At 61.6% G+C, this 24,468-nt stretch carries 20 protein-coding genes; 13 read left to right on the top strand and 7 right to left on the bottom strand.

What is annotated here, in order from left to right:
* The first annotated feature begins 101 nt into the window (after positions 1-101).
* The 12 genes from N5D22_RS17390 to N5D22_RS17335 all read left to right on the top strand — a co-directional run bounded on the left by N5D22_RS17390 (position 102) and on the right by N5D22_RS17335 (position 12,758).
* Positions 102-566, top strand: coding sequence for a hypothetical protein (locus N5D22_RS17390; RefSeq protein WP_279657108.1), 465 nt, complete (start codon positions 102-104; stop codon positions 564-566).
* A 4-nt stretch (positions 567-570) separates the two neighbouring features.
* Positions 571-1,260: an ATP-binding cassette domain-containing protein gene (locus N5D22_RS17385; RefSeq protein WP_279657107.1), complete on the top strand. Its 690-nt coding sequence runs from the start codon at positions 571-573 to the stop codon at positions 1,258-1,260.
* A complete protein-coding gene (locus tag N5D22_RS17380; RefSeq protein WP_279657106.1) occupies positions 1,257-2,684 on the top strand; it encodes an ABC transporter permease in 1,428 nt (475 codons plus the stop codon). Before N5D22_RS17385 ends, N5D22_RS17380 begins: the two co-directional genes overlap by 4 nt.
* A 247-nt stretch (positions 2,685-2,931) precedes the next feature.
* Positions 2,932-3,390, top strand: coding sequence for a DUF1801 domain-containing protein (locus N5D22_RS17375; protein ID WP_279657105.1), 459 nt, complete (start codon positions 2,932-2,934; stop codon positions 3,388-3,390).
* A gap of 257 nt (positions 3,391-3,647) precedes the next feature.
* The gene (locus tag N5D22_RS17370) at positions 3,648-4,685 is read left to right on the top strand and encodes an NAD(P)-dependent alcohol dehydrogenase (RefSeq protein ID WP_279657104.1); all 1,038 of its coding nucleotides are present in this window, start codon (positions 3,648-3,650) and stop codon (positions 4,683-4,685) included.
* A gap of 389 nt (positions 4,686-5,074) precedes the next feature.
* Positions 5,075-5,959, top strand: coding sequence for a helix-turn-helix domain-containing protein (locus N5D22_RS17365; RefSeq protein ID WP_279657140.1), 885 nt, complete (start codon positions 5,075-5,077; stop codon positions 5,957-5,959).
* Positions 5,960-6,056: 97 nt separating this feature from the next.
* Positions 6,057-6,968 carry an ABC transporter substrate-binding protein gene (locus tag N5D22_RS17360; RefSeq protein ID WP_279657103.1) on the top strand — a complete coding sequence of 304 codons (912 nt, stop codon included), beginning with the start codon at positions 6,057-6,059 and terminating at the stop codon, positions 6,966-6,968.
* A gap of 71 nt (positions 6,969-7,039) precedes the next feature.
* On the top strand, positions 7,040-8,542 hold the full coding sequence (locus N5D22_RS17355) for a sugar ABC transporter ATP-binding protein (protein WP_279657102.1): 1,503 nt from the start codon (positions 7,040-7,042) through the stop codon (positions 8,540-8,542).
* Positions 8,532-9,509: a ribose ABC transporter permease gene (locus N5D22_RS17350; protein ID WP_279657101.1), complete on the top strand. Its 978-nt coding sequence runs from the start codon at positions 8,532-8,534 to the stop codon at positions 9,507-9,509. Before N5D22_RS17355 ends, N5D22_RS17350 begins: the two co-directional genes overlap by 11 nt.
* Positions 9,510-9,548: 39 nt before the next feature.
* Positions 9,549-10,280: an SDR family oxidoreductase gene (locus N5D22_RS17345; protein ID WP_279657100.1), complete on the top strand. Its 732-nt coding sequence runs from the start codon at positions 9,549-9,551 to the stop codon at positions 10,278-10,280.
* Between the two features lie 90 nt (positions 10,281-10,370).
* Positions 10,371-11,981, top strand: coding sequence for an FGGY-family carbohydrate kinase (locus N5D22_RS17340; RefSeq protein WP_279657099.1), 1,611 nt, complete (start codon positions 10,371-10,373; stop codon positions 11,979-11,981).
* A 51-nt stretch (positions 11,982-12,032) separates the two neighbouring features.
* On the top strand, positions 12,033-12,758 hold the full coding sequence (locus N5D22_RS17335; protein WP_279657098.1) for an SDR family oxidoreductase: 726 nt from the start codon (positions 12,033-12,035) through the stop codon (positions 12,756-12,758).
* 95 nt (positions 12,759-12,853) lie between these two features.
* Here N5D22_RS17335 and N5D22_RS17330 read toward each other — a convergent pair whose 3' ends face one another.
* Complete coding sequence (locus tag N5D22_RS17330) at positions 12,854-13,150, bottom strand: PRC-barrel domain-containing protein (RefSeq protein WP_279657097.1); 297 nt, start codon at positions 13,148-13,150, stop codon at positions 12,854-12,856.
* 271 nt (positions 13,151-13,421) lie between these two features.
* On the opposite strand from N5D22_RS17330, the gene N5D22_RS17325 reads away from it, so the two are divergent.
* A complete protein-coding gene (locus tag N5D22_RS17325) occupies positions 13,422-14,558 on the top strand; it encodes a polysaccharide biosynthesis/export family protein (RefSeq protein WP_347881152.1) in 1,137 nt (378 codons plus the stop codon).
* Positions 14,559-14,569: 11 nt separating this feature from the next.
* On the opposite strand, the gene N5D22_RS17320 is transcribed toward N5D22_RS17325, so the two are convergent.
* From N5D22_RS17320 to N5D22_RS17295, 6 genes are all read right to left on the bottom strand, one after another.
* The gene (locus tag N5D22_RS17320; RefSeq protein ID WP_279657095.1) at positions 14,570-15,475 is read right to left on the bottom strand and encodes a protein kinase; all 906 of its coding nucleotides are present in this window, start codon (positions 15,473-15,475) and stop codon (positions 14,570-14,572) included.
* Positions 15,462-16,868, bottom strand: a complete 1,407-nt coding sequence (gene tagF, locus N5D22_RS17315) for a type VI secretion system-associated protein TagF (protein WP_279657094.1) — start codon at positions 16,866-16,868, stop codon at positions 15,462-15,464. Before tagF ends, N5D22_RS17320 begins: the two co-directional genes overlap by 14 nt.
* Positions 16,869-16,950: 82 nt before the next feature.
* A complete protein-coding gene (gene tssM / locus N5D22_RS17310; RefSeq protein WP_279657093.1) occupies positions 16,951-20,433 on the bottom strand; it encodes a type VI secretion system membrane subunit TssM in 3,483 nt (1,160 codons plus the stop codon).
* Positions 20,430-21,932 carry a type VI secretion system protein TssL, long form gene (gene tssL, locus N5D22_RS17305; RefSeq protein ID WP_279657091.1) on the bottom strand — a complete coding sequence of 501 codons (1,503 nt, stop codon included), beginning with the start codon at positions 21,930-21,932 and terminating at the stop codon, positions 20,430-20,432. Before tssL ends, tssM begins: the two co-directional genes overlap by 4 nt.
* On the bottom strand, positions 21,929-23,269 hold the full coding sequence (gene tssK / locus N5D22_RS17300; protein WP_059761087.1) for a type VI secretion system baseplate subunit TssK: 1,341 nt from the start codon (positions 23,267-23,269) through the stop codon (positions 21,929-21,931). The genes tssL and tssK overlap by 4 nt, the downstream gene beginning before the upstream one ends.
* Positions 23,259-24,464: an FHA domain-containing protein gene (locus N5D22_RS17295; RefSeq protein WP_347881151.1), complete on the bottom strand. Its 1,206-nt coding sequence runs from the start codon at positions 24,462-24,464 to the stop codon at positions 23,259-23,261. Before N5D22_RS17295 ends, tssK begins: the two co-directional genes overlap by 11 nt.
* Between the last annotated feature and the right edge of the window lie 4 nt (positions 24,465-24,468).

The raw sequence follows: 24,468 nt of genomic DNA, 5'->3' as shown, positions 1-24,468 counted from the left end.
GGGGTAAGGGCGCGCCGTGGCGTGCCCTTACCAGCATTCCCGTCTCACATCACAGGCCATGGCTGGTGATGATGAGAGGCCTTTCAAGAAGGAGAATGGTCATGGGCAAGCCTGATCAGGTGCGGTTCAACCGCCGCCAGGCCCTGGGCCTCATTGCCGGTCTGCCGCTGCTGGCCGCCGGCACGCGCGCGCAGGCGAAGAGCGACCTCACCTTTGACGAACTTTATGGCAAGGTCAGCGTCCTCGGGCTGGAGTTTTCCGACAAGGTCAAACAGCTGAACGGCAGGGAAGTCGCCATGCGCGGTTTCATGGCGCCACCGCTGAAGGCCGAAGCGCAGTTTTTCGTGCTGACCGAGATCCCCATGTCGATCTGCCCGTTCTGCTCCACCGATGCCGACTGGCCGGACAATATCGTCGTTGTCTATCTCGGCGAGAAGCAGACCTTTACTCAGCCGAGCCAGACGATCGAAGTGCGCGGCACGCTGGAAACGGGCTCCTGGACGGATCCGGATACCGGCTTCGTCAGCCTGCTGCGCATTCGCCGGGCTGAATACGCGACGGTTTGAGACCATGCTGCCCCTGACGATAGATCATCTTGCCGTATCCTTTCCCGGTCTTTCGGCACCGGTTCTCGTTGTCGATCATCTGGAAATCGCCGCCGGCAGCCGTGTCGCGCTCACGGGCGGTTCCGGCTCGGGCAAGAGCACCCTCATCAACATCATCGCCGGCCTTGAGCGTGTGCAGGCCGGCCGGGTTGTCTGGGGCGAGCAGAACATGGCGGATTTGCCCGAAGGCCGTCGCGACCGCTGGCGGGCGGCCAATATTGGCCTCGTCATGCAGGAATTTCATCTTTTCCCCGGATTGTCCGCGCTGGACAATATCCTGCTGCCCGCGCGCCTGTCGCGCGTGGCCAATGCAGACCTCATAAGACGGGCGGAATCCCTGTTTGCAACCGTCGGCCTCAAACGCGCCGGCCAACATGTCGAGACCATGTCGCGGGGTGAAATGCAGCGTGTCGCCATCGCCCGGGCGCTGCTGCGCAATCCCGGCGTCATCATTGCCGATGAACCGACCGCAAGCCTCGATCTCGAAAGCGGCGAGGCGGTCGGCGATCTGTTGCTTTCCGTTGCGGCCAGCACCGGCAGCACGCTGATTGTCGCCAGCCACGACCAGCATCTCGTCGGTCGCCTCGACCGGCGTCTGACCCTCAGCGGCGGCCGTATCGTCGCCGATACCGAGCGGAAGGAGATAGCGGCATGATCGGCTTCATCCTTGCCGACCTGCGTCGCCTGTGGCTCGGTGGCATCGTTGTGGTTCTGCTGGTGGCGCTGGCCACTGCGCTCGGCGTTGCGGTGACGCTGCAGGAACGGTCGCTGCGTCTCGGCAGCGCCCGCGCCGCCGATAAATTCGACCTCGTCATCGGCGCAGCCGGCAGCGAAACACAATTGATCCTCTCGTCCATCTTTCTGCAGGCGGCGCCCCTGCCGCTGGTGGATGGCGCGGTCCTGAGCAGGCTTGCCGCCGATCCGCGCGTCGCCTGGGCGGCGCCGGTCGGCTTTGGCGATTCCTTCGCCGGCTACCCCATCGTCGGCACAACGACGAACCTTGTCAGGAACACGACGCCCGGCTTTGCCGAAGGCAGGATGTTCGCGCTCGAAGGCGAAGCCGTCCTCGGCGCCGCCGTCAACCTGTCCGTCGGTGCTGAAATCAAGCCGATGCATGGCACCGCCGAGACCGGCGGCCGCACCCATACCGAAATCGCCTATAATGTCGTCGGAAAGCTGCAGCCGACCGGCACACCCTGGGATCGCGCCATTCTCGTGCCGATCCAGGCCATCTGGCACGTCCATGGCCTCGGCCAGGATGACAGTCATGATCATGAAGAAGGGCACGATGAGGGCTTTGCCGATGCGCTGCAACCGGAAGCCCGCCACGATCACGCCCATGAGGGCGCGGAGCGCCATGAGGATGGCGGAATGGATGCCGAAGGCGAGGCCGGCCGTGCCGAAGCTGCCGTTCAGCTCGCGGCCTCATCGGAGCAAGAGCACGCTCTTGCCCTCGGCCCGGCTACCGCGGCGCATGCGGAATCGGAGCATCACGGCAATATCGATCCCGATGCGCCGATCGTTGAGACATTCGGCGAAGGCCTGCCCGGCCTGCCGGCCATTCTCGTCAAGCCGAAGACGATTGCCGATGCCTATCGCCTGCGACAGGAATATCGTAGCGGCAATACATTGGGTGTTTTCCCGGGAGAGGTATTGACCGGCCTTTATGCCACGCTCGGCGACGCCAAGATGGTGCTGAGCGCGGTTGCCGCCGGTTCGCAGGGGCTGGTGGCGGCGGCGCTGGTGCTGGTGACGGTGATCCATGTCGGGCAACGGCGCCGGCAGATCGGCGCATTGCGGGCATTCGGTGCGCCCCGCGGCTCGGTTTTCGCCATTGTCTGGCTGGAGCTTTTCTTTCTGGTGGCGCTTGGTGTCGGCATCGGTTTTCTGGTGGGGTTGGGCGCCGCCCATATCGGCGCGCAGCTCTTCACCGCAAAAAGCGGTGTGATCCTGCCGGTTGGCTTCACCCGCGAGGATCTGCGCCTTGCATTCCTGCTGCTGGGTTTTGCTGCCATTCTTGCGGCGATACCGGCGCTGCTTGCCTATCGCCAGTCTCCGGCCGCCGCCCTCCGGGCCTGAGTTCAGGCAACCGCAGTTCATGCTCTTACGATGTCTCGAATGATGGTCAACCGGGTCCCGGCACGCTGCTGCCCGTTTTTTAGAGCCAAACCATCGGGGTGCGCCGCAGAGCCTAGCCTCGGACATACGCTTCGGGTGGGCAGGAAAGGCGCACATAAATATGGTTTTTACTGCGTCGCTTTTCGTGGCAGGCTGACGCCCTGGCTCGGGGAGAGGGCAAGCCGCATGATGGCGGGAGGAAACTGAGATGGCCGAAAAGAAACCGGATAAAACTGCCGCATCCCAGCAGACCGGGGCATCCGCTGCCGCACCGAAACTTCTTTCGGGCGGCAATCCCCAGATTGCAAAGGCATATGGCGATGCGCCGGTGCAGGCCTATATTGCCGCCATGCCCGGCTGGAAAAGCGCGGTCGGGGGCCGTATCGATGGCTTGATCGCGGAGGTCGTGCCCGGCGTGCGCAAGGCCGTGAAGTGGAACTCCCCCTTCTATGGCATGGAAGACGACGTGTGGTTTCTCAGCCTTCACTGCTTTACGAAATATATCAAGGTGACATTCCTGAACGGGGCATCCTTGACGCCTTTACCGCCCGGCGTCTCCAAACATCCGAGCGTCCGATACCTCGATATCCATGAGGGGCCATTTGACGAAACACAATTTGCGGACTGGGTGAGACAGGCAAGCATATTGCCCGGTGAAAAAATGTGAGTGCTTTGCTGGTTCCGTAGCCCCTAACCGGGCGATGATCGCCGCATGGGCGGGCGAATCATGCCGCCTTCTCCCGTCTCCAAGGTCGCGTCATGCCGCCGGTGATGAGAAATCGCGGGCTGCCCGATACAGTTTTTCCGGCGCGAAGAAAAACCGGCCGATCCGACCGATTTCTGTTTACTTTTGCCGGAGTTGCACGCCATCTCACGCTCACTGAATTCGCTGCCGGGCGTATCGCAAACCACATGGAGGATGAGATGAAGGCACTGGTGCTGGAAGAAAAAGGCAAGCTCTCGCTCAGGGAGTTCGACATTCCGGGTGAACTCGGACCGAAGGACGTGCGCATCCGCACCCATACGGTCGGCATCTGCGGCTCGGACGTCCATTATTACACCCATGGCAAGATCGGTCATTTCATCGTCAACGCACCCATGGTGCTCGGTCATGAAGCTTCCGGAACGGTGATCGAAACCGGTTCCGAGGTAACCCATCTCAAGGCGGGTGACCGCGTCTGCATGGAGCCGGGTATTCCCGATCCGACATCGCGCGCATCGAAACTCGGCATCTACAATGTCGATCCGGCTGTCCGCTTCTGGGCGACGCCGCCGATCCATGGCTGCCTGACGCCTGAGGTCATTCATCCCGCCGCCTTTACTTACAAGCTGCCCGACAACGTGTCCTTTGCCGAAGGCGCCATGGTCGAACCCTTCGCCATCGGCATGCAGGCGGCGCTCCGGGCGCGTATCCAGCCGGGCGATATCGCTGTGGTCACGGGCGCCGGCCCGATCGGCATGATGGTGGCGCTGGCAGCGCTCGCCGGCGGTTGCGCGAAGGTCATCGTTGCCGATCTGGCCCAGCCCAAGCTCGATATCATCGCGTCCTATGATGGTATCGAGACCGTCAATATCCGCGAACGCAACCTTGCCGAAGCGGTTGCCGAGGCCACGGACGGCTGGGGCTGCGATATCGTTTTCGAATGCTCGGGCGCAGCACCCGCCGTGCTTGGCATGGCGAAGCTGGCGCGGCCAGGCGGCGCCATCGTGCTCGTCGGCATGCCGGTCGATCCGGTTCCGGTCGACATCGTCGGCCTGCAGGCGAAGGAACTGCGGGTGGAGACGGTTTTCCGCTACGCTAATGTTTACGACCGGGCAGTTGCGCTGATCGCCTCCGGCAAGGTTGATCTGAAGCGGCTGATTTCCGCAGCCATTCCCTTCGAAGACAGCATCGCCGGCTTCGACCGTGCGGTGGAGGCGCGGGAAACGGATGTGAAACTGCAGATCGTGATGCCGCAATAAATAGGATCGAATGTTTGCCACTGATGGCTGCCGCTGATGATTGAGCAGCAGAGACATTGCGGAAAAGTATGAGTGCGGCCTGCCGGCATCAGGCAGGCCGCACATCAAAAAATCACCAGACTTCGCCTCTCCCTGAGCATTGTTTGGGCGCATCACACCAAATTGAGCGGAAAAATCGGCACAACCGCCGAGTTTGTCGGCAGTCCCATCCGGCGACTATTCAATTCTCGACAAAAAACAGTCAAAAAAGTATCGGTAATTTCTTCGGCGTGATGTGGATGTACTGCCGCCGCCCGCCATATGCTCCTCATCAACGCCTGGGACGAGCCATAAAGAGGAAATGGCTCTTGTCCGCAAATACGGCGGACGTGTCGATGGGAGGAATTATGATGCAGCCCGATCTGGAACTGGTGCACATCCGCAAGGGCGAATCCTTCGCCGCCTGGCGGCATGGCTATCCGTTCCGTACCGTGCGCTGGCATTATCATCCCGAATACGAAATCCATCTGGTCGTGGCGACATCAGGCACTTTCTATATTGGTGATTTCGTCGGTCGCTTCGGCCCCGGTCAGCTCATCATGACCGGCCCCAATCTCCCCCAGAACTGGATCAGCGAGATCGAGCCGGACGAAATCGTGCCGACACGCTCTCTCGTGATCCAGTTTCCGGAGAGCTTTATCGAGGACGCCTGCGCTTCCATGTCGGAGATGGATGTGGTGCGTGCGCTGCTGGATCGCAGCCGCCGTGGCATTCTGTTCGACGATGAGACCAGCGACCGCGTTCGCCCGCTGATCCTTCGGCTGATCGAGGCGCAGGGGCTGACGCGTCTGGCGCTTTTCTGGGAAATTCTCGATCTCCTCGTCAACGCGCCGTCTTCCGAAGTGCTGGCGAGCCTGAGCTACGAACTTGATCTGACCGGCATCGGTGACAGCGGCATCAACCGCGCCCTGTCGCATCTGCGCCAGCATCTGACCGAACAGGTCGAGGAAATCGATCTGGCCGACATGGTGGGCCAGAGCCCGAGCGCCTTTTCCCGCGCCTTCAAACGCCATACGGGAACGACGCTGGTGCGCTATCGCAATCAGTTACGCATCGATCTCGCCTGCCAGATGCTGCTGGCGGATCAGGACGTGAAGGTGGCGGAGGTCTGCTATGATGTGGGCTTCTCCAACCTTTCGAATTTCAACCGGCATTTCCTGAAGTTGAAGGGAATGTCGCCGTCGAGGTTCCGCACCATATTCGCAGCCCAGAAGGCAGCGGTCATGGCGGAGTAAACCAGCGACACATCGCCGATTTCCAAGAATTCGGGCAGAGGGCTGTCCGGAAACGGGGTCTTGTTGCCCCAATTTTCCAACCGGGAGGAAGAGTGAGATGAAAATGAAATCCAAGTTTCTGATGGCGACAGCCGCAATTGCAATGATGGCCGCTCCGGCGCTGGCGCAGGAAAAGCTGAAGATCGGCATGACCTTTCAGGAGCTGAACAACCCCTATTTCGTATCGATGCAGGAAGCCCTGAAGGAAGCCGCCGCAAGCATCGGCGCCGACGTCATCGTCACCGATGCCGGCCACGATGTGGCAAAGCAGATTTCTGACGTTGAAGACATGCTTCAGCAGAAGATCGACATCCTGCTTCTGAACCCGACGGACAGCGCCGGCATCGAAGCCGCCGTGCATGCCGCCAAGGCTGCGGGCGTGACCGTCGTTGCCGTTGACGCCAACGCCAACGGCCCGGTCGACACCTTCGTCGGTTCGAAGAACCGCGACGCGGGTTACCAGTCGTGCAAATATCTCGGCGAAGCCCTTGGCGGCAAGGGTGAGGTCGCGATCCTCGACGGCATCCCGGTCGTGCCGATCCTGCAGCGCGTTGAAGGCTGCAAGGCGGCGCTTGCCGAGTTCCCCGAGATCAAGCTGGTTGATACGCAGAACGGCCGTCAGGACCGCTCCGTTGCTCTCGGCGTCGTTGAAAACATGATCCAGTCGCGCCCGAACCTAGCCGGTATTTTCTCGGTCAACGATGGCGGTGCGATGGGCGCACTCGCGGCGATCCAGGGTTCCGGCAAGGACATCAAACTGACCTCGGTGGACGGCGCTCCGGAAGCGGTAAAGGCGATTGCCGACGGTGGCCCTTTCATCGAAACCACCGCGCAGTTCCCGCGTGACCAGGTGCGTGTCGGCCTTGCCATGGCGCTTGCCCAGAAGTGGGGCGCACGCGTCGTGCCGAAGGAAGTCCCGATCGACGTCATGGTCGTTGACAGCAAGAACGCCGGCGAGTTCAGCTGGTAAGAACTCCTCCCAGGCCCCGTCCCCGTCTTGTACGGGGGCGGGGTTAAATCCCGACCATCGAGGAGGGTGAAATGCTGGAACTGAATGGAATAAGAAAAAGCTTTGGCAAGATCGAAGTCCTGCGCGGCGTCGACCTTGAGGCGCGCGCCGGTGAGGTGCATGCGCTTCTGGGCGAGAACGGCGCGGGCAAGTCGACCTTGATGAAGATCCTTTGCGGCATTCTGCAGCCCTCGGAGGGAACCATCCGCATCGATGGCACGGATCGCCGCTTCGCCAATTATGATGAGGCGATTGCCGCCGGCGTCGGCATCGTGTTTCAGGAGTTCAGCCTGATCCCCTATCTCAATGCTGTTGAAAACATGTTTCTTGCCCGCGAGATTCGCGGGCCGCTCCGCCTTTTGAACAAGGGCGCGATGCGCAAGCGTGCGGCTGAAATCATGAGCCGTCTGGCGGTGGATGTACCGCTCGACGTGCCGGTGCACCGCCTCTCCGTTGCCCAGCAGCAATTCGTCGAAATCGCCAAGGCGCTGTCGCTGGATGCCCGTATCCTCGTGCTCGACGAGCCGACGGCAACGCTCACGCCCTCCGAGACCGAGCATCTCTTCAAGGTCATGCGCGAGCTGCGGCGTCAGGGCGTGGCGATCATCTTCATTTCGCATCACCTCGAGGAAATATTCGAGATCTGCGACCGCATCACCGTTCTGCGCGATGGTGAACTGATCGGCTCCTGCCTGACGTCGGAGGTCGACAACGACCGTCTGGTCGAGATGATGGTCGGCCGGCGCATCGAAGCGAGCTTCCCGCCCAAGCCGCCGCTCGATCCTTCCGCCGCAAAGGTGATCGAAGTCGAAGAGCTGCAATTGAAGAAGGGCGGTCCCGTCTCGCGCTTTGCGCTGCGAAAGGGCGAAATCCTCGGCTTTGCCGGGCTTGTCGGCTCGGGCCGCACGGAAACGGTTCTCGCCATGCTGGGCGCGCATTCCGCCTCGCGCCGCAAGATCAAGGTCGATGGCGTGGGTACGCGGTTTTCCGGCCCGGATGAGGCGCTGATGCGCGGCATCGGCCTGCTGCCTGAAAGCCGCAAGGAAGAGGGGCTGATTACCAGCTTCTCCATCCTGCAGAATATTTCGCTGAACAATTATCGCAAATACCGCAAGGCCCACTGGTTCCTCGATCTCAAAAAGGAACTGGAACACACGACGAAGGCCATGGCGCAGGTGCAGGTGAAGGCGCAGGGTCCCTTTGCCCGCGTCGACACGCTATCGGGCGGCAACCAGCAGAAGATCGTCATCGCCCGCTGGCTGAACCATGACATGCGCGTGCTGATCTTCGACGAGCCGACACGCGGCATCGATGTCGGCGCAAAGGCGGAAATCTATTCGCTGATGCGCGAATTCGCCGCCAAAGGCCATTCGATCATCATGATCTCCTCGGAGCTGCCGGAAGTGATCGGCATGTCCGACAGGGTCTGCGTCTTCCGTTCCGGCGGCATCGTCGCCACGGTCGAGGGCGAAGACATCAATTCAGAAACAATAATGACAAACGCCACCACCGGGAGGGTTGAACATGTCGCTTGATGCAAACACCGGCACTGCCGCGAAAATGGGCGGTTTCAGCTTCAGTGCCATGCTGCGTTCGCCGCTCGCCCTGCCGCTGGCGGGTCTCATCGTCGTATCGATCCTGATGGGGCTTGCGAGCGACAATTTCTTCAACCTCAACAATATCATGAACGTGCTGCGGCAGGTTTCCGTCGTCGGCATCCTCGCCGTCGGCATGACCTTCGTCATCCTTACCGGCGGCATCGACCTGTCGGTCGGTGCGGTCATGGCGCTTGTCGGCACGCTGTCGGCCGGGCTTATGGTGAATACCGGCCTGTCGCCCGCGGTCGCCCTGCCGGCCGGCCTCTTCATCGGTCTCGGCATCGGCATCTTCAACGGGGCGCTGGTCGCCTGGGGCAAGATGCCCGCCATCATCGTCACGCTCGCCACCATGGGCATGGCGCGTGGTCTTGGCCTCATCTATTCCGGCGGTTATCCGGTCAGCGGCATTCCGAGCTGGATTTCCTGGTTCGGCGTCGGCCGTATCGGCGTCGTTCCGGTGCCGGTCGTCATCATGGTGGTGATCTATGCGGTAGCCTGGGTGCTGTTGCAGCGCACGGCTTTCGGTCGCCATGTCTATGCGCTCGGTGGAAACGAACTGGCGGCCCGCCTTTCGGGGGTGAAGACGCAGCGTGTCAAGCTTGCCGTCTATGGTATCTCGGGTGTCACCGCAGCACTTGCCGCCCTCATCCTTACCGGTCGCCTGATGAGCGGTCAGCCGAATGCCGGCGTCGGTTTCGAGCTGGACGCTATTGCGGCGGTCGTTCTCGGCGGCACGGCGATTGCCGGCGGCAGGGGTCTCATCCTCGGCACGCTGATTGGTGCTGTGCTGCTCGGCATCCTCAATAACGGCCTCAACCTGATGGGCATCAACCCCTATCTGCAGGATGTCATCAAGGGCGGCATCATTCTGTTGGCCATCTATATCGGGCGCGAATGGCGCTGAGCCGGCCCGGAAACATCTTCATAAACGCAGGAGAATTAAATGTCTGAATCGCTGCAAGGCAAGATCGCGGTCATCACCGGCGCCGCATCCGGCATCGGGCTTGCCACAACGGAAGCGCTGTTGGAACAGGGCGCTACCGTGGTCATGGTCGACTGGAACGAGAAAGCCTTGAATGAACTCGCTGCCAAGCTCGGCGAGCGCGCCATTCCGCAGGTGACGAACCTTCTGGATGCCGACAGCTGCAATGCGATGATCCCCGAAATCCTCGGGAAGGTCGATCATATCGACATTCTCTATTGCAATGCCGGCACCTATATCGGCGGCGATCTCACCGAAACGACGCCGGAAGCCATCGACAAGATGCTGAACCTCAACGTCAACGCCGTTATGAAGAACGTTCATGCCGTCGTGCCGCATATGTCGGAGCGCAAGACCGGCGATATCGTCGTCACCTGCTCGATCGCCGGTCATTTCCCGACCTATTGGGAGCCGGTCTATTCGGGTTCGAAATGGGCGATCACCAGCTTCGTACAGGGCATGCGCCGCCAGATGATCCCGCACGGCGTGCGTGTCGCGCAGGTGTCTCCCGGCCCGGTCGTCTCAGCGCTTCTCGCCGATTGGCCGGAGGAAAATCTCCGCAAGGCCAAGGAATCCGGCAGCCTCATCGATGCGAGCGAAGTGGCCGATGCCGTCATCTACATGCTGACGCGCAAGCGCACGGTCACCATCCGTGACATGCTGGTCTTGCCGACCAACTTCGACCGCGTTTAAAAATCTCTGGAGCGGCGGAAAGACCGGAAACGGTCCCGCCGCTTAAAATCTGTTCAAGCACCGGATGATCCGCTCCGAGGAGTATCGCAAATGGCTTCCTATCTTGTTGGCGTCGATGTCGGGACCGGCTCGGCGCGCGCCGGTGTCTTCGATGTCGCGGGAAAGCTTCTCGCCACCGCCAAACGCCCGATCGGCATGCATCGCGAGGATGGCGGCATTGCCGAACAATCGAGCGGCGAAGTATGGCAGGCGGTTTGCGATAGCGTCCGGGAAAGCGTTTCCCGCGCCGGCATCGATCCCGCCGAGGTCGCCGGCATCGGTTTCGATGCCACCTGCTCGCTGGTGGTGCGTGGACCGGAAGATGAGACCCTGCCGGTGGGCGCACCCGATCATCCCGAGCGCGACATCATCGTCTGGATGGATCACCGCGCCGTCGAACAGGCGGAACGCATAAATGCCGGCGAACACGCCGTGCTGAAATATGTCGGCGGCCGTATTTCCCCGGAAATGCAGACGCCGAAACTGCTGTGGCTCAGCGAAAACAGGCCGGAGATCTATGCCCGGGCCGAGCACTTCTTCGACCTCACGGACTTTCTGACATGGAAGGCTTCGGGCGCGCTTGATCGCTCCGCCTGCACGGTGACCTGCAAATGGACCTATCTGGCCCATGAAAACCGTTGGGATGCGGAATATTTCACCCGCATCGGGCTTGGCGATCTCGCCGAACAGGGTTTTCGCCGCATCGGTGAAAGCGTCGTCCATCCCGGCACGGCGCTGGGTAACGGTTTGACGGAAGACGCCGCAAAAGCCATGGGTCTGGTTGCGGGCACCGCGGTTGCGGCAGGTCTGATCGACGCCCATGCCGGCGGCGTCGGTACCGTGGCTGCGGGCGGCGATGCGTCGCGATGCCTCGGTTATGTTTTCGGCACCTCATCCTGCACCATGACGACCACCGCCGAACCCGCCTTCGTGCCCGGTGTCTGGGGTCCCTATTACTCCGCCATGGTTCCCGGCGCCTGGCTCAATGAAGGCGGCCAGTCCGCCGCCGGCGCTGCCATCGATTACCTAGTGCAGCTGCACCCGGCATATGCGGACGCGAAGTCGCTTGCCGGCAAGGAAGGCAAAGCCTTGCCGGTATGGCTCGCTGACCGGGCGCTCGGCCTTGCCGGATCCGCTTCCGCTGCGGCGGAGATCGCCGAGGATTTTCATGTGGTGCCGGAGTTTCTCGGTAACCGTGCCCCCTTCGCCGATCCCCATGCCCGCGCGGTCATTGCCGGTTACGGCATGGAGACGGGCGTGGATTCTCTCGTCGCGCTTTATGTGGCGGGGCTTCTTGGCCTCGGTTACGGGCTTCGCCAGATCATCGAGACGCAGGCCCGCAATGGCGCGCCGGTGGAAACCATCAGCGTCAGCGGCGGGGCGGGCGCTCATCCGCTCGCCCGGCAATTGCTGGCGGATGCGACCGGTCTTCCCGTCGAATTGACCGCGTGCGAAGAGCCGGTGCTTCTCGGGTCTGCGATGCTCGGCGCGGTTGCCGCCGGAATCTATCCGGATCTCATGGCGGCAATGCCCGCCATGTCGCGGATCGCCAGCTGTGCTACGCCCGATCCCGCTTTTCAGACGGTTCACCAGTCGCGTTACGATGCGTTTCTGGCGCTGCAGAATGCGGCGCGCGCCATTCGATCCGCCAGCCATTCCTGAACCAGACACTTAGACCGTCCGGCCATACTGGCCGCAATTAACGAGGTTTCCATGCAGTTTTCCGGAAAATCCGTCATCATCACCGGCGCAGGCAAAGGCATCGGCCGCGCCTGCGCTCGCCTGATGGCCGCGCGCGGTGCGGAAGTGGTGGCAATCAGCCGCACCCAGTCCGATCTCGACAGCCTGAAAGGCGAGATCGGCGGCCGTTCGATCCGCGTCGATCTTGCCGATGTCGCCGCCACCCGCGCCGCCATGGCCGAAGCAGGCCCCTGCGATTTCCTGATCAACAGCGCCGGTATCAACGTGCTCGAAAGTGTGCTGGATATGAGCGATGCGGGTTATGAAGCCGTTCTCGGCGTCAACCTGCGCGCGGCTTTGGTCACATGTCAGGAATTTGCCCGTGCCCGCGTTGCGAAGGGCGGCGGCGGCGCCATCGTCAACATCACCTCCATCGCCGGTCACCGCGGTTTTCAGGATCATCTCTGCTACGCGGCGTCCAAGGCCGGGCTTGAAGGGGCGACCCGCGTTCTTGCCAAGGAGCTTGGCCCGCACGGCATTCGCGTCAACGCGGTTGCGCCGACCATCACCCTTACCGAACTGGCTGCGGAAGCATGGAACGACCCGGCGAAAAGCCAGCCGATGATGGTTCGCCATCCGCTCAACCGGTTCGCCGAAGCGGAAGAGGTGGCTGAGAGCATCGCGCTGCTCCTGTCGGATGACAGCCGCATGATTTCCGGAGCCGTATTGCCGGTCGATGGCGGTTTCCTCGCCGTTTGATGTGCGTAGGGAAAGTCTGACGCGCAAACGTCTGCCCGAAAATAAAGAACGCCCGGCAAAGAGCCGGGCGCTCCTCTTGATGAATGACAATGCTGTTAATGACGATGCTTGGGCATGTCCTTCAGCTGGTCCTTGGTCCATGACGTGACCGCGTGGACATCGCCGTCCTCATCCCGCATGAAATCAAGATCGCTGAGCGGTACTGCGACCGGCTTTGCGCCGATACCAAGAAAGCCGCCGACATCGATGATGGCGGTGCTGCCGGCCCCGACGCCGTGGACATGGTCGACCTTGCCGACCTTGTGATCGTCTGCACCATAAACGGTGGCGCCTTCAAGAACGGACGGCGTCAGTTCCGTTTCAACCAGGCGTACGTGATTGGTGTGATCCATTGTTCTTGCTCCTGTCTTGGTTTGCAAAAAACAAACTCCCCCGTCGCAAAACCGTTCCATCCAATGTCGTCGTCATCGGCCGGCGCGGGCTGCTGATTTCTCATCGGTACATTGTTGGGGTTCCCGGTGAAACACTTCGGAAAAGGTTGCGGAATGGTCACACCTTTTCTCTGGAAGACAAGTTTTCGCTAAATTGCAACCGCTAAAGTTGTTGCGATGACGTGTCGGGATGTTATCTCTGCGTCAGGTTGAATCATCGAGGGGATGAGGGATGAAGAAGTTGGGGGCGGTTTTGCTGGTGGCTCTCCTGAGTGCATGTGCAAAGCCATCTGACGGACCGACCGCAGGCAATATCCGATCTGCGACCTTCCCTCGAACCAACGAAAAAATCCCAGTTATCGAGCTGGCGAATGCGCCGGCTTCCACGGTGTCCGCCGGCAGCCCGCAAAGCGCCTCGGGCCCCGGCCTTACCGCGCTTCGCAACACCGGCTACAACGCCCAGAGATTGCGGCGCGGCGACGTGATCGACATCACCGTGCTCGATACCGGCGAAGACGGGCTTTTCTCCCCGACGCAAAGCAAGACGCTTAATCTCGGGCGCTTCACCGTTGATCAGAGCGGCTCGGTGAATATCCCCTTCGTCGGCAAGCAGCGGGTGGTGGATTCGACGCCCGAGGGGCTGCAATCGCAGGTCGTTGCCGGGCTGAAGGGATCGGCCGTGAACCCGCAGGCGGTCGTCACCGTCGTCGACAAGCCGACGAGCGCCGTCATGCTGAGCGGTGCGGTGAAAAATCCCGGAAAAATAACGCTCACTGCCCGTCAGGAGCGGGTGCTCGATGCGCTCAATCAGGCCGGCGGCCCGACCGTCGCTGCGGGCGCCGCCACGGTTACCGTCGTTCGCGGCTCGCAAAGGGCAAGCGCGCCGCTTGACCGCGTCATGCGGGAAGACCGCCAGAATATCCGCCTGTCGCCTGATGATCAGATCATGATCGATGGCGATGCGGCGAGCTACACCGCGCTCGGCGCCTTCAAGAGCGCCGGCGAATTCCAGTTCGAAGCCGGAAAACTCACCCTGGCGCAGGCTGTCGGCCGCGCCGGCGGATTGCTGGATGACCGTGCGGACGCGCGCAATGTCTATGTCTTCCGCAACGAGATCGTTCAGGTTCCCGCCGCAACCGTATCGGGCGCGAAAGGCCCGGCTGCGACCGCCACGACCATGCGGCCGGTGATTTATCACGTCAATATGCGCGATGCTTCCAGCATTGCCCTCATGCAGCTCTTCCAGATGCAGAAGGGCGATGTGCTTTATGCCAGCAACGCGCCGCTGGTGGATTCGGCCAAGCTCCTGACCGTGTTCCAGAAGAGCGTGCCGACGGCGGCAGCACCGCTTCCCGGCAGCGGCAACTGACCCATGAGGCGCTACAGAAGCTGTAGCGCTTCCATTGCCGATTGCGGCCGCGACGCGGGTTCGTCGTGGGAACAGGCGTCCGCAAAATCCGCCAGCCTTTGCGTTGTTCGCATCTCATCCGTAGCGATAAGCCGCCGGGCAAGCCGCCCCACGGAGAATATATCCTGATCCGGCTTTGCGGTTGCGTCCCGCATCCGTTCCGGTGCTGCAAATTCGCGCGAGGCGGCAAAGCTCATGCCCCGGTCCGCGTGTTTTCGGCCGATCTCCAGCGCAATGCCGAAATCGCCAAGCCTGCCCGTTTCGAAATCGCCATCCTCCAGCAGAATATTGGCTGGCGTGACATCACAGTGGACATACCCCCGTGCATGCATGGCGCTCAGCCCTTCCAGCAGGCGGCGAAGGATTGTGATCGCCTGCGGCGCGCTAACCGGCGGCTGCGATGCAAGCGATGCCAATGATTGCTGGAACCACGGCTGTAACAGTCCCGGTCGGCCATCGGCCAGTCTCAGCAGCGCCGATGTTTCCACCAGGCAAGGATGGCGCAATGTCAGGCCGAGCTGCGCCTCCTCGCGTAATCTTTGCAGCAGCGCCGCGTCGTTTCTCAACGCCGGCGGCGTGGTTTTCAGGGCGTGAAGGGAGCCAAGATCGCGGTGCCGCACCTGCAGCAGCAGCGTGTTTTCGCTTTCGTAGGCAATCCGTTCAAGGGCAAAACTGTCAGCGATCCAGCCGGGTTTCGCATCGGAAAAATGCGAGATTTTCCGGTCCAGCGCATTTCGGACCTGATCGATCAGGTCTTTCTGTTCTTTGGCAGGCCTTTCCCGCGTGCCGTCATGGCGAATGCTTTGCCACAGATCGTAAAAGCGCTCGGCGACCTGCGGGTAGGCAGGCCCATCGCCCGGTTGTTTACCCTTGCTCAAGCCGGTTTCCAATCACGATGGCGCTGACATTCTCGCGTGCGTCCTCGATCAGCGCTTCCTGGATCAGGGCGCTGGCGCAATCCTTGATCGGGGTGTTGCCGACGATCTCGGCAATGGCCCGTTCCTTCAGGATTTGCACCAGCGGATAGCTGCACAGGAGCAGCCTGTCCTGCGACCCCCAGTCTTCCCCGACGATATCCGGCCGGAACTGCTGGGAAAGGCCGACACATTGCGAGAGCTGCCTTTTCATGCCGACAACGACGTGATCGCGCGAAAGCTGATGCATGGTTCCGTTTTTCAGGAGATAGGCGCGCGCGTCGCCGGACCACAGGACGCTCAACCTGCGACCGATAATGGAGGCAATGATGACGCTTGCCATCGGCCTGCCGTCGGCGCCCATGGTTTGCCGGGAAAGAAGCAGGCTGTTGACGGTGCCGAGTTTTCCCCTGATCTGCTGCGCCATCACCTCGGGGTTTTCGGCATCGGGCGTCTCGGCAAGAATATTTGTGGCCAGACGTGCGGCTTCCACGGCGCTGTGCGTGTCGCCCTGTCCATCTGCTATGGCGAAGAGGGCAGGGGTCTGGGAAACGAAAAGCGAATCCGCGTTCAGGGAAAGCCGTGTTCCGGGGTGCGTGGCATAGCTGTAGACGACCGATGACGGCTGTTCGGTTGCCGGCGCGGGCGCGGGCGTCATCACGGGCGGAGTTTTGTGTTTTGCACTTTCCTGCGCCTGTACGGGTATCGAGCCGTCCTCATCGCCCTTGCCTGCCATGTCGCTGAAGAGGCGCAGGAAATCGGAAGCTTTCGGTTTGCCGTCGAATTTGAGGCCGCGGGCGCGGCGGCTGACAGGATCGATGCGCCACCAGAGGCTGGTCGGCACGCGGCTGCGCACCATTTCCGGCGCGTCATCCTCTTCCCGCGGTTTCGGCAGGCGCAGTTTTTTGACGGCGGTGTTAAACCGGGACATGTCGAAATCGCCCGTCATGGATGTCTCGGCCAGCGCCTCGGCGGCCATGAACCAGGTGTCGTCGAGATAGAGCGTTCTCGGATGTTTCCGGAAGCTATTGAGCTGGGCAATGATGGCAAGCGGATATTTGCGTCCCACCCGGTCTGCACTGGGCACCAGCACGCCGGCATAGGCGCTGTTGCCCCATATGCCGCTTTCGATGATAAAGCGTATGGGCGGCGATGACGTAAATATTGCGGGCCATCGGCCTGAAAACAGGTCCGCGCAGGCGTGTAGGCCGGATCGCAGCCAGTCGTCAAAGGTCCCGATCAGCTCCCGTTCAAGCCCGTCGGAGATGAAGTCGCCATGGCTGGGGACCTTGCCGAAGAAACCGATGCGATCGCTTTCCGTTGCGGTTTCCGCGGGCCTCGATGCCTGATTGGCCATCAGTCGTTATTGACCACGGTGCTTTTCGTCGTTGCTTTCATCATAGATCCCCTCCTTAAAAAAACGGTGCGCCGCCCCGCCGCTAAAATTGTGCGGGGCAGGCAAAGCTGGCGATGGCGTCCAGCCGGAACGGGTTGAGAACCGAGCCGAACTGGATATCGAATTCGGCAGCCTGCCCGCCATTCGCAAATCGCACCCGCAGCAGGTCACCCGACTGGTTTTCGATATCGGCGCCGTCGAACAGCCGGAATGGCGACCAGTCGCCGTTTTCGGTTTTCGCCTGCTGCCAGCCGCCCGGCTGGAAAGCGATGCGCGACAGGCTCGCCGTGTTTTCACGCGACGGCCAGGTGATCGATTTCGCCTGAATGGGGCCGTGATAATAAACCACCCGCTCGCCTTCGATTTCCAGCATCACCGCGCTGGAGGCATTGGTGAGCGAAACGGGTTTGACATTGATCGACACCGCCGGCGTCTCGCTGCCATTCGGGAAAAAGGCGCGCGAAATCTTGTCGGCATTTTCGAACTGGGCGACGGCGCTGCTTGGAATGCCGGCGGCGCCGAAGGTGCCTTTCCAGCCCCAGGGGTTGGTCGTCTTGTCGACAAAGGCTTCCATTCGCTGTTTGAAGAAGGACTGGAAAACCCCTGCTGGCCCAAAGAGACGGGTGAAATCCGCGATGGCGACATCGCGGGAAGACGACCTGTCGAAAGGATAACGCCCGGTCACGATGGAAGAGCACAGGGATGCCGCATCGGCCGCCCAGAGTTCGGCAATGCGGCTGCGGGCGGATTTGACCGCAAGCGAGCCGACATCCGCCGCCACACCCGCCACCCAGACATCGAGGGGTGCCGGCAACTCACGGGCCTGCTGCAACAGATCCTGATTGGCCTTGGTGAGTTGACTATCCACGTCGAACACTCTGGCGACTTCATCGGAGGTGGTCGCCGAGCGGGCAAGCTGCTCGTTCAGCATCTTGAAATGCGCAAGCAACTGTTCCGATGGCGAGCCTCCGGCCTTGCCGCCATTGGCCTGCTCGCCCGTGGTGGCCGCGCCTTTCGCCGCCAGCATGTCCTGCAGTCTCGCATAGGGATCGGCTGCGTTCACCGTGGCGGCCAGAACGGCTGCCGTCGCGTCGCCTTCAGCGGCGGAGGCGAGTGCGGCGGGGTTTGCTCCGGGGCGCAGATCGGTCGCTTCCGCAATCGATCTGGCAGCCTCCACCACGATATTGCGTTCATTGGCAAGCGCGCGGGTTGTCTCCACCGCGTCGCCAAGGGTCTGGGACGGCTTGACCCGAAGGTCGGCCAGCGTATCGGCCCATTTTTTCTCGAAACGGTCGAAATAGATTTGCAGCGCGGCCTGCGCCACCTGCTCGACCGTGGCACCCCTTATGGCATCATCGGAACCGCGCACCCATCCTTCGGAAAGTGCGATACGGGCCGCATGGGCGACCTGCGGAATGACGACGCTGCGATATCCCTCCGCCGTGAAAAGACCTTCGATGCCTTCCGCCGCCATCGGCGCTTTGCTGCGCCGCTCGAAGGCGCGCTCTCCCAGCGGGCCGAAGGCTGTGGCTGGTGTCCATTCCATCAGTTCCCGCGCCTGCGGAAGACCGGCGAGAATATCATAGGCGCGCGTGCCGACAGCCTGATTGCGGATGGTTTCACGGGCAGTTGCGATGAGCCGCGCATCGAGCTCAATCGGGGCGAGCACGCCGTCCGCCAGCGCTTTCGCATGCTGGTCGAGCGCTTCTCTCGCCGCCGCCCTTCCATCGCCGGGATAGAGGGATGCGAACATCTGGTGTGTCTGCACGGTCAGGAAATCGGGGTCCAGCGCACCCATGCCGCCAAGCATTCCATAGAGCTTCAGCGAATTGAAGGTGCGCGTGATATCCTTTTCGTCCTTGAGCTGTTTCTGGAGCTGCACGATCATGCGCGGCAGGAGCAGGGCGTTGAGCGCGCGCTGATAGGCGTCACGCTGCCGTCCGGCGATCTTGTCTTCCTGATCGAGCCCGAAGCTGACATTCCACACTCTCTCGCGGGCAAAGCCGGAATTGACGTCGCGCAGATTGTCGAGCGCCGGAAGGATGCGGAGAAAATCGGCGTCGGAAACATCGCGCACGGGAATGCCCTGAACGAGCTGTTCATAAGCGCCAAGTTTGCGATCCGCTTCGGCAAGCGCCTGCGTATTGGCGAAATAGGTGAAAATCCAGCCGGTGAAGACGATGGCGACCGCGGCGGCCGATATGCCATAGGCGATGCGCCGCACCAGCAATTGCCGTCCGGAAAGGCGCTTGTCGCGCATCACCAGCGCGGCTTCGGGGAAGATGACATCCTTGAACAGCCGCGACAGGAAGTAGCTTCGGCGAGTTCTGGCCGCTGCGGGAGACCTTTCCGTTTCCGGCTGCGTTCCCGAAGCGAGATAAACGCCACGCAAAAGCGGCGCTTCGATCAGCGGAGAGCTTGCGCAAAGTTCGGTCAGGGCCTCATGGAGCCGGTCTTTCAGCCGCGCGAGTTCGGCGGGGAAACGGAAGATGCGGCCGCGCGTCTCGGCATTCTGTTCCTGCTGCAGGCGCTCGATCAGCATCGCATCGACCCGCTGTTGCAGCAGTTCGAACTCTTCCGTCAGGCGTTGCGGCAGGTTCTCGGCGGTATAGCTCTCATCCAGTTTGAAGGTGGTGCCCCATACCTGCTGGCGGTCGGTCTTGTTGAAACCGTCGAAGAATTCCACGAAACCATGCAGCAGATCGGCCTTGGTCAGCACGATATAAACCGGAACGCGCACATGCAGATATTCATCGAGTTCCGACAGCCGCTGACGTATGGAACGCAGTTCCTGCCGCTGTTCCTCGGGATCGCGGCTGAGGAGATCGGGAATGGACAGGGTGACCAATGCGCCGTTGATCGGCTGCGAACGGCGATACCGCCTCAGAAGGCCGAGAAAGCCTTCCCATCCGGCTTTCGACGAGCCGTCGAGATCATCCTGGGTCGTGTAGCGCCCTGCCGTGTCGATCAGGATCGCCTCATCGGCGAACCACCAGTTGCAGTTGCGCGTGCCGCCGATGCCCTTCACCGCATTTTCGCCGAGCGCATCGCCAAGTGGAAATTGCAGGCCGGAATTGGTGAGCGCCGTCGTCTTGCCTGAGCCGGGTGCGCCGAAGATCACGTACCAGGGAAGGTCGTAAATATAACCGAAACGTTTTTTCGTGACCCGCCGCAGCAGCGCCAGCGCTTCCTTGAGACGCATCTGGATTTCGCCGACTTCGGCCTGGCGGTTGGCCAGGGCTTCGCGCTCGATACTGTCGACGAGTTCCTTGTCCTGCTTGCGCCCGCGATAGATGGTGACGGCGATATAAATCAGCCATATGGCGAGAACGATGCCGATGGCGATGAGCCGGGCCTGCGTCGTTCCCAAGGGCTTGAAATCGCCCAGCGCGATCAGATAGCCGTAAAACCAGATGACGATGCAGAGCGCGACCACCCATAATAGCGACAGGAAACGGCGGCCGATGAGAGCGGCATAGCTCTCGACATAGGATCGGATCGTATAAAAATAGCTCAATGGATTCATGGCTGTGCCTCTTGCGGCTGCTGTCCCGAACTGTTCTCTATGGTCGGCGAGAGAATGCCGGCGTCGCTCAGTTTTTCATCGGGATTGGTCAGGACCATGATTTCCGTTCTGCGGTTGATCTGGCGGCCTTCCTCCGTTTTGTTGTCGGCGATCGGGTCGCTGTCGGCACGGCCTTCCGTCAGGATCGCTTCCGGGCCGGTGAATTGTGAAAGAATGTCCCCGACCGCCTTGGCGCGGGCTTCGGAAAGGTGCCAGTTGGACGGAAATTCCACCGTCTTGATCGGTACGGTATCGGTATAGCCGATGACGACGGCGCGGAATTTCTCAGCCGCAAGCGCACCGCCGATACGCTGGATGAGATCGCGGAACTGCGGGCTGACATCGGCGCTGCCGGTGGAGAACAGGCCCGAATTGTTGATGCGAATGCGCAGCCGCCCGTTTACATCCGCCAGCGTGACGAGTTTCTTTTCGACTTCCGGCTGAAGGAAGGCCATCAGCTTTTCAAGCCGGGAGGGTTGCCGTGGCTCCACCGGCTTCGGCGGTTCCACGACCTTGGGCGTTTCGACCTGCGTCGGTGGCTGGGGCGGGCTTGCGATCAGCACGCTCGGCGTCTCGTTCGGCGGCAAATGGGCGAGCCTCTCGAAGGTGACATCGGATGCGTTGTTGAGCGACAGCGTGAAGAAGAGATAACCAAGCGCGAAGGCAAGCGCCATCAGGGACAGCAGGGTCCACAGTGCAGCCATCGTCCGCAATGGTGTATGACGGGCTTCCACGCCTTTCCAGTGCGGCGAAAGCTCCCGTTCGAATGTGCCGTATTGGCCGATCAGCGTCTTGTAGAGGCTGTCGCGGATGCGCGAAAGCTCCAGCGCACCCTTCGGCGAAACGCGGGTGCGCCCTTCGAAAGCCAGCGACAGGCACAGATAGATCAGCAGCAGCAGATCCTTGCTGGCGCCGGGCGACTGATGGAAATGGTCGAGAATGTCGAAAACCCGGTCGCCGCCGGTAACATCATTGTGGAAGGTGGAGACAAGGCCGGAGCGCGCCCAGCCTGCTCGCACGCCCCAGGGCTTGCTGAGAACAACATCATCCACCGTGGCGCAGACGACATAATGCGCCGCTCTTGCCCGCTCGGGGCTGATGCGGGCGGAAGCAAGGTCGCGCTCGTAGCGGGTGATCGCCTCAATGCAGGCGCGGCGAAGCTGATCGGTATCAGGCTCCGCATCGCTGAAGCGCAGGAGATGCGCGAGGTTGAGAAGGGGAGCGGCCGATTGCACGAGCGTCGGCACATCGCCGCCGCCGAAATGGAAACCGGAGAGCAGCTGATCGACCGGCATGGCGGCCGCGCCTGCCTTCGGCCGCCATGCCGGGGCGTCGGTCTCGACAATGTCTTCGAGGATCGCCGCCATGTTGCGGGCGTTCTGGTTGCGTCTGCGGCTTTCCTCGGTGATTTCGACCACCGTCGGCAAATCCTGCCAGGAAGAGGGGTTTTCGTTGCTCATTCGCGTAACGCCCACATTTCCATCTCAAGCCCGGGGAACTCGCCCGCCAGATGCAGGGCAATCGCGCCTGATGTCTCAAGCTGCTTCCAGAGGGGTGATTGCGTGTCGATCTCGAAATAGACGGTTCCGGACCGATAGGGCAATTGCCGCGGCAGGACCGGCAGGGAGCGCACGGGAATGCCGGGCAGAGCCACATTGACCAGTTCGGAAATCCGCTCCACCGGCCCGACCTTGATCTGTGCAGGCAGGCGGCGGCGAATGTCTTCGGCGGCCATATCCGCGCGCACGGCAAGCACGAAGCCGGCATCGCGCAGCAGCGTGCGGTCGTGGATGGTGCCGACGCGGACGCCGTGGCGGCGTTCCACCAGCTCGATCGCCACGGCTGCCTGTTCCAGAACCGCTGACAGCGATGTGCGCAGATCGTCGAAAACCGCCCCGAAGGTGGCTTTCAAGTCCTCGTGCCGATAGGGCGGGAAATCCGTCGCGCGTTTTTTGTCCGTGGTGAAGGTTGCAAGCTCGCCGGCAAGCTGGATGCAGTCTTCGTAAAAACGGATGGGGTGAAAACGCGTGGCGTTGGCGCAGCGATGCGCCAGCAGCGGATCGGCCCGGTTGAGGATTTGCAGCAGGAAATAATCGCCCACTTCCGCCGTTCCCCTGATCGTCGGATCGCCGATGCGTTCGGCAATCGCCTGGGCGCGGTGGCGCACGATCCCCAGAAGCTCCGTCAGCAATTCGTTGAGGCGGGGCGCCGCCGCGCAGCTGAGGCTCGGAGGAATGAAATCCGGGTCCAGAATGACCGCGCGGTCCGAGCGGACCTCGATGACCCGTGCCAGCCCGATGAGATCGTAACCGGAAAGATCGTCGCCGGTTTTCAGGAATTTCAGGCTGAGACGGCCGACATCGATGGGGGCCACGAAATCCGTCTCGATATTCGTGTCGGAGACCTCATAGCTGGAGGCGGTGAAGCGCACATTGTTCGCATCGTTGCGGCCGCTGGCGGACATGTCGGCCTTGCCGGGCTGCCGGGCCGGCAGGGCGAGATAGATAACGGCGTTCTTGACGCTTTCGTCGAGATCGAGCGGCGGCGGCAGGTCGGAATCTTCAGGCGCTTCGAAAGGTGTTCCATCGGGAAGAACGCCGCGCAGGTTCGACAGGGCGAATTGCCCTATCGACAGCGCGCTGCGGTCCACGCCGATTTCGGCGATGCCCCACGGGTAAGGTGAGAGGTTGCGCGTGGTGTTGCGCACCAGCCGTTCGGTCCAGCGGTCGGATTGCTGAAAATGCTGAACGCGAAGAAACATGCCCTCGCTCCAGGCAACACGGTTCTCATGTCTCATCGTGGTTGTTTACCCCTTTTGCATCGGCCGTTATCGCGTCAGGTTCCTGCGTGGGCGCGGCCTCACCCCGCGCTGCCCGCTGCAGGAACTGCCTGATCGGCAATGGACGGCCGTTTTCCTCAAATTGCTTTTTGTAAGTGGACCAATAATCGGTCTTCATGATCAGTCCCTGCCAGTCGCGGCGCTCGATTTTGGCACGGAGATCGTTGCCGGCATCGACGGAGGCTTCGAGAAGCCTCGGCTCAAGCTTTTGCGTGCAGCCATGGATCAGGGTTTCGAGAGAGGCGGCGAGCCGCCGCTGCTGGCGGATGAGCGTTTCCACCCGCTCGCTCAGGGAGGCCGACGAACCGTGGCCGGCGCGCTCGCCTTCAATGTCGAGAATGGCCAGACAATCGGCGCTTTCCTGCTCCAGCGCGGTCAGAAGATCGCCGATCTCCTGCGCGGTCGAAGCATCGGCAGTTGATGCGTTCTCCAGGGTCAGGTCTTCGCCTGCTTCCGGGAAAACGCTGTCGAAATCCTCGTTACCTGAGGCCGGAACCGGACGAGAGATCATCACCGGCGTGTTCAGTGCGTCGGTATGTTCGTGCTCGCTGCTTGCAACCGGCTCCTCGTCCCAGTTATCAGGCAGAACGGCACCTATTCCGCGCGCCGCGGGCGGTTCGCTCCAGCCGATCTCGACATTTCGCGAAATGGATTTTGCCTTCCGCTTCGCGCCCTCGCGCCATGTTTCGGACCAGTCGTCGGCGGCGGCGGTGTTGCCCATCACGCCGCCGGCCGAGCGGCCGTTCGGGGCGATGTCGGCAAGGATCGCAGAAATGGTCAGCGGCTCGTCACTCATGCGCAGGGAAGCATCGGGATCGGAAAAATCCAGCTCGGCATCGCCGCTGATGGCGACCTGAAAAACCTGCCCGCCAATATCGATCTGCGAACCGTCGCGGAGACGCGCGCTTTCGCCTTCCAGCAGCAGGCGGCCATCGACCAGCGTGCCGTTCGCGCTCTGGTCGAGGATCGTAAAACCTTCACCATCGCGGCTGAGCGTGCAGTGCAGCTTGGAAACGCGCCGCTCATTGTCGTCTATCTGCCAGTCGCAATCGCGTGACCGGCCGATGACGCGGCGGCCGCGCTCGAAGCTCCACTGACTGGCTCTTGCGGCTCCGATATTTCGTGTGTCCTTGAGTGCAAGCTTCATATCCATGCCC

Source organism: Agrobacterium sp. GD03872, assembly GCF_029840625.1.
Lineage (GTDB): Bacteria > Pseudomonadota > Alphaproteobacteria > Rhizobiales > Rhizobiaceae > Agrobacterium > Agrobacterium fabrum_A.
This window is presented reverse-complemented; position numbering and strand designations above follow the sequence as displayed.

Bases quoted from the DNA above. Each gene is read 5' to 3' on its own strand.
- N5D22_RS17370 (WP_279657104.1), top strand. From the start codon at position 3,648: ATGAAGGCACTGGTGCTGGAAGAAAAAGGCAAGCTCTCGCTCAGGGAG.
- N5D22_RS17360 (WP_279657103.1), top strand. From the start codon at position 6,057: ATGAAAATGAAATCCAAGTTTCTGATGGCGACAGCCGCAATTGCAATG.
- tssK (WP_059761087.1), bottom strand. From the start codon at position 23,269: ATGAGACATGAGAACCGTGTTGCCTGGAGCGAGGGCATGTTTCTTCGC.
- N5D22_RS17340 (WP_279657099.1), top strand. From the start codon at position 10,371: ATGGCTTCCTATCTTGTTGGCGTCGATGTCGGGACCGGCTCGGCGCGC.
- N5D22_RS17380 (WP_279657106.1), top strand. From the start codon at position 1,257: ATGATCGGCTTCATCCTTGCCGACCTGCGTCGCCTGTGGCTCGGTGGC.
- N5D22_RS17350 (WP_279657101.1), top strand. From the start codon at position 8,532: ATGTCGCTTGATGCAAACACCGGCACTGCCGCGAAAATGGGCGGTTTC.
- N5D22_RS17345 (WP_279657100.1), top strand. From the start codon at position 9,549: ATGTCTGAATCGCTGCAAGGCAAGATCGCGGTCATCACCGGCGCCGCA.
- N5D22_RS17365 (WP_279657140.1), top strand. From the start codon at position 5,075: ATGCAGCCCGATCTGGAACTGGTGCACATCCGCAAGGGCGAATCCTTC.
- N5D22_RS17390 (WP_279657108.1), top strand. From the start codon at position 102: ATGGGCAAGCCTGATCAGGTGCGGTTCAACCGCCGCCAGGCCCTGGGC.
- tagF (WP_279657094.1), bottom strand. From the start codon at position 16,868: ATGGCCAATCAGGCATCGAGGCCCGCGGAAACCGCAACGGAAAGCGAT.
- N5D22_RS17295 (WP_347881151.1), bottom strand. From the start codon at position 24,464: ATGGATATGAAGCTTGCACTCAAGGACACACGAAATATCGGAGCCGCA.
- N5D22_RS17330 (WP_279657097.1), bottom strand. From the start codon at position 13,150: ATGGATCACACCAATCACGTACGCCTGGTTGAAACGGAACTGACGCCG.
- N5D22_RS17355 (WP_279657102.1), top strand. From the start codon at position 7,040: ATGCTGGAACTGAATGGAATAAGAAAAAGCTTTGGCAAGATCGAAGTC.
- N5D22_RS17385 (WP_279657107.1), top strand. From the start codon at position 571: ATGCTGCCCCTGACGATAGATCATCTTGCCGTATCCTTTCCCGGTCTT.
- N5D22_RS17375 (WP_279657105.1), top strand. From the start codon at position 2,932: ATGGCCGAAAAGAAACCGGATAAAACTGCCGCATCCCAGCAGACCGGG.
- tssL (WP_279657091.1), bottom strand. From the start codon at position 21,932: ATGAGCAACGAAAACCCCTCTTCCTGGCAGGATTTGCCGACGGTGGTC.
- N5D22_RS17325 (WP_347881152.1), top strand. From the start codon at position 13,422: ATGAAGAAGTTGGGGGCGGTTTTGCTGGTGGCTCTCCTGAGTGCATGT.
- N5D22_RS17335 (WP_279657098.1), top strand. From the start codon at position 12,033: ATGCAGTTTTCCGGAAAATCCGTCATCATCACCGGCGCAGGCAAAGGC.
- tssM (WP_279657093.1), bottom strand. From the start codon at position 20,433: ATGAATCCATTGAGCTATTTTTATACGATCCGATCCTATGTCGAGAGC.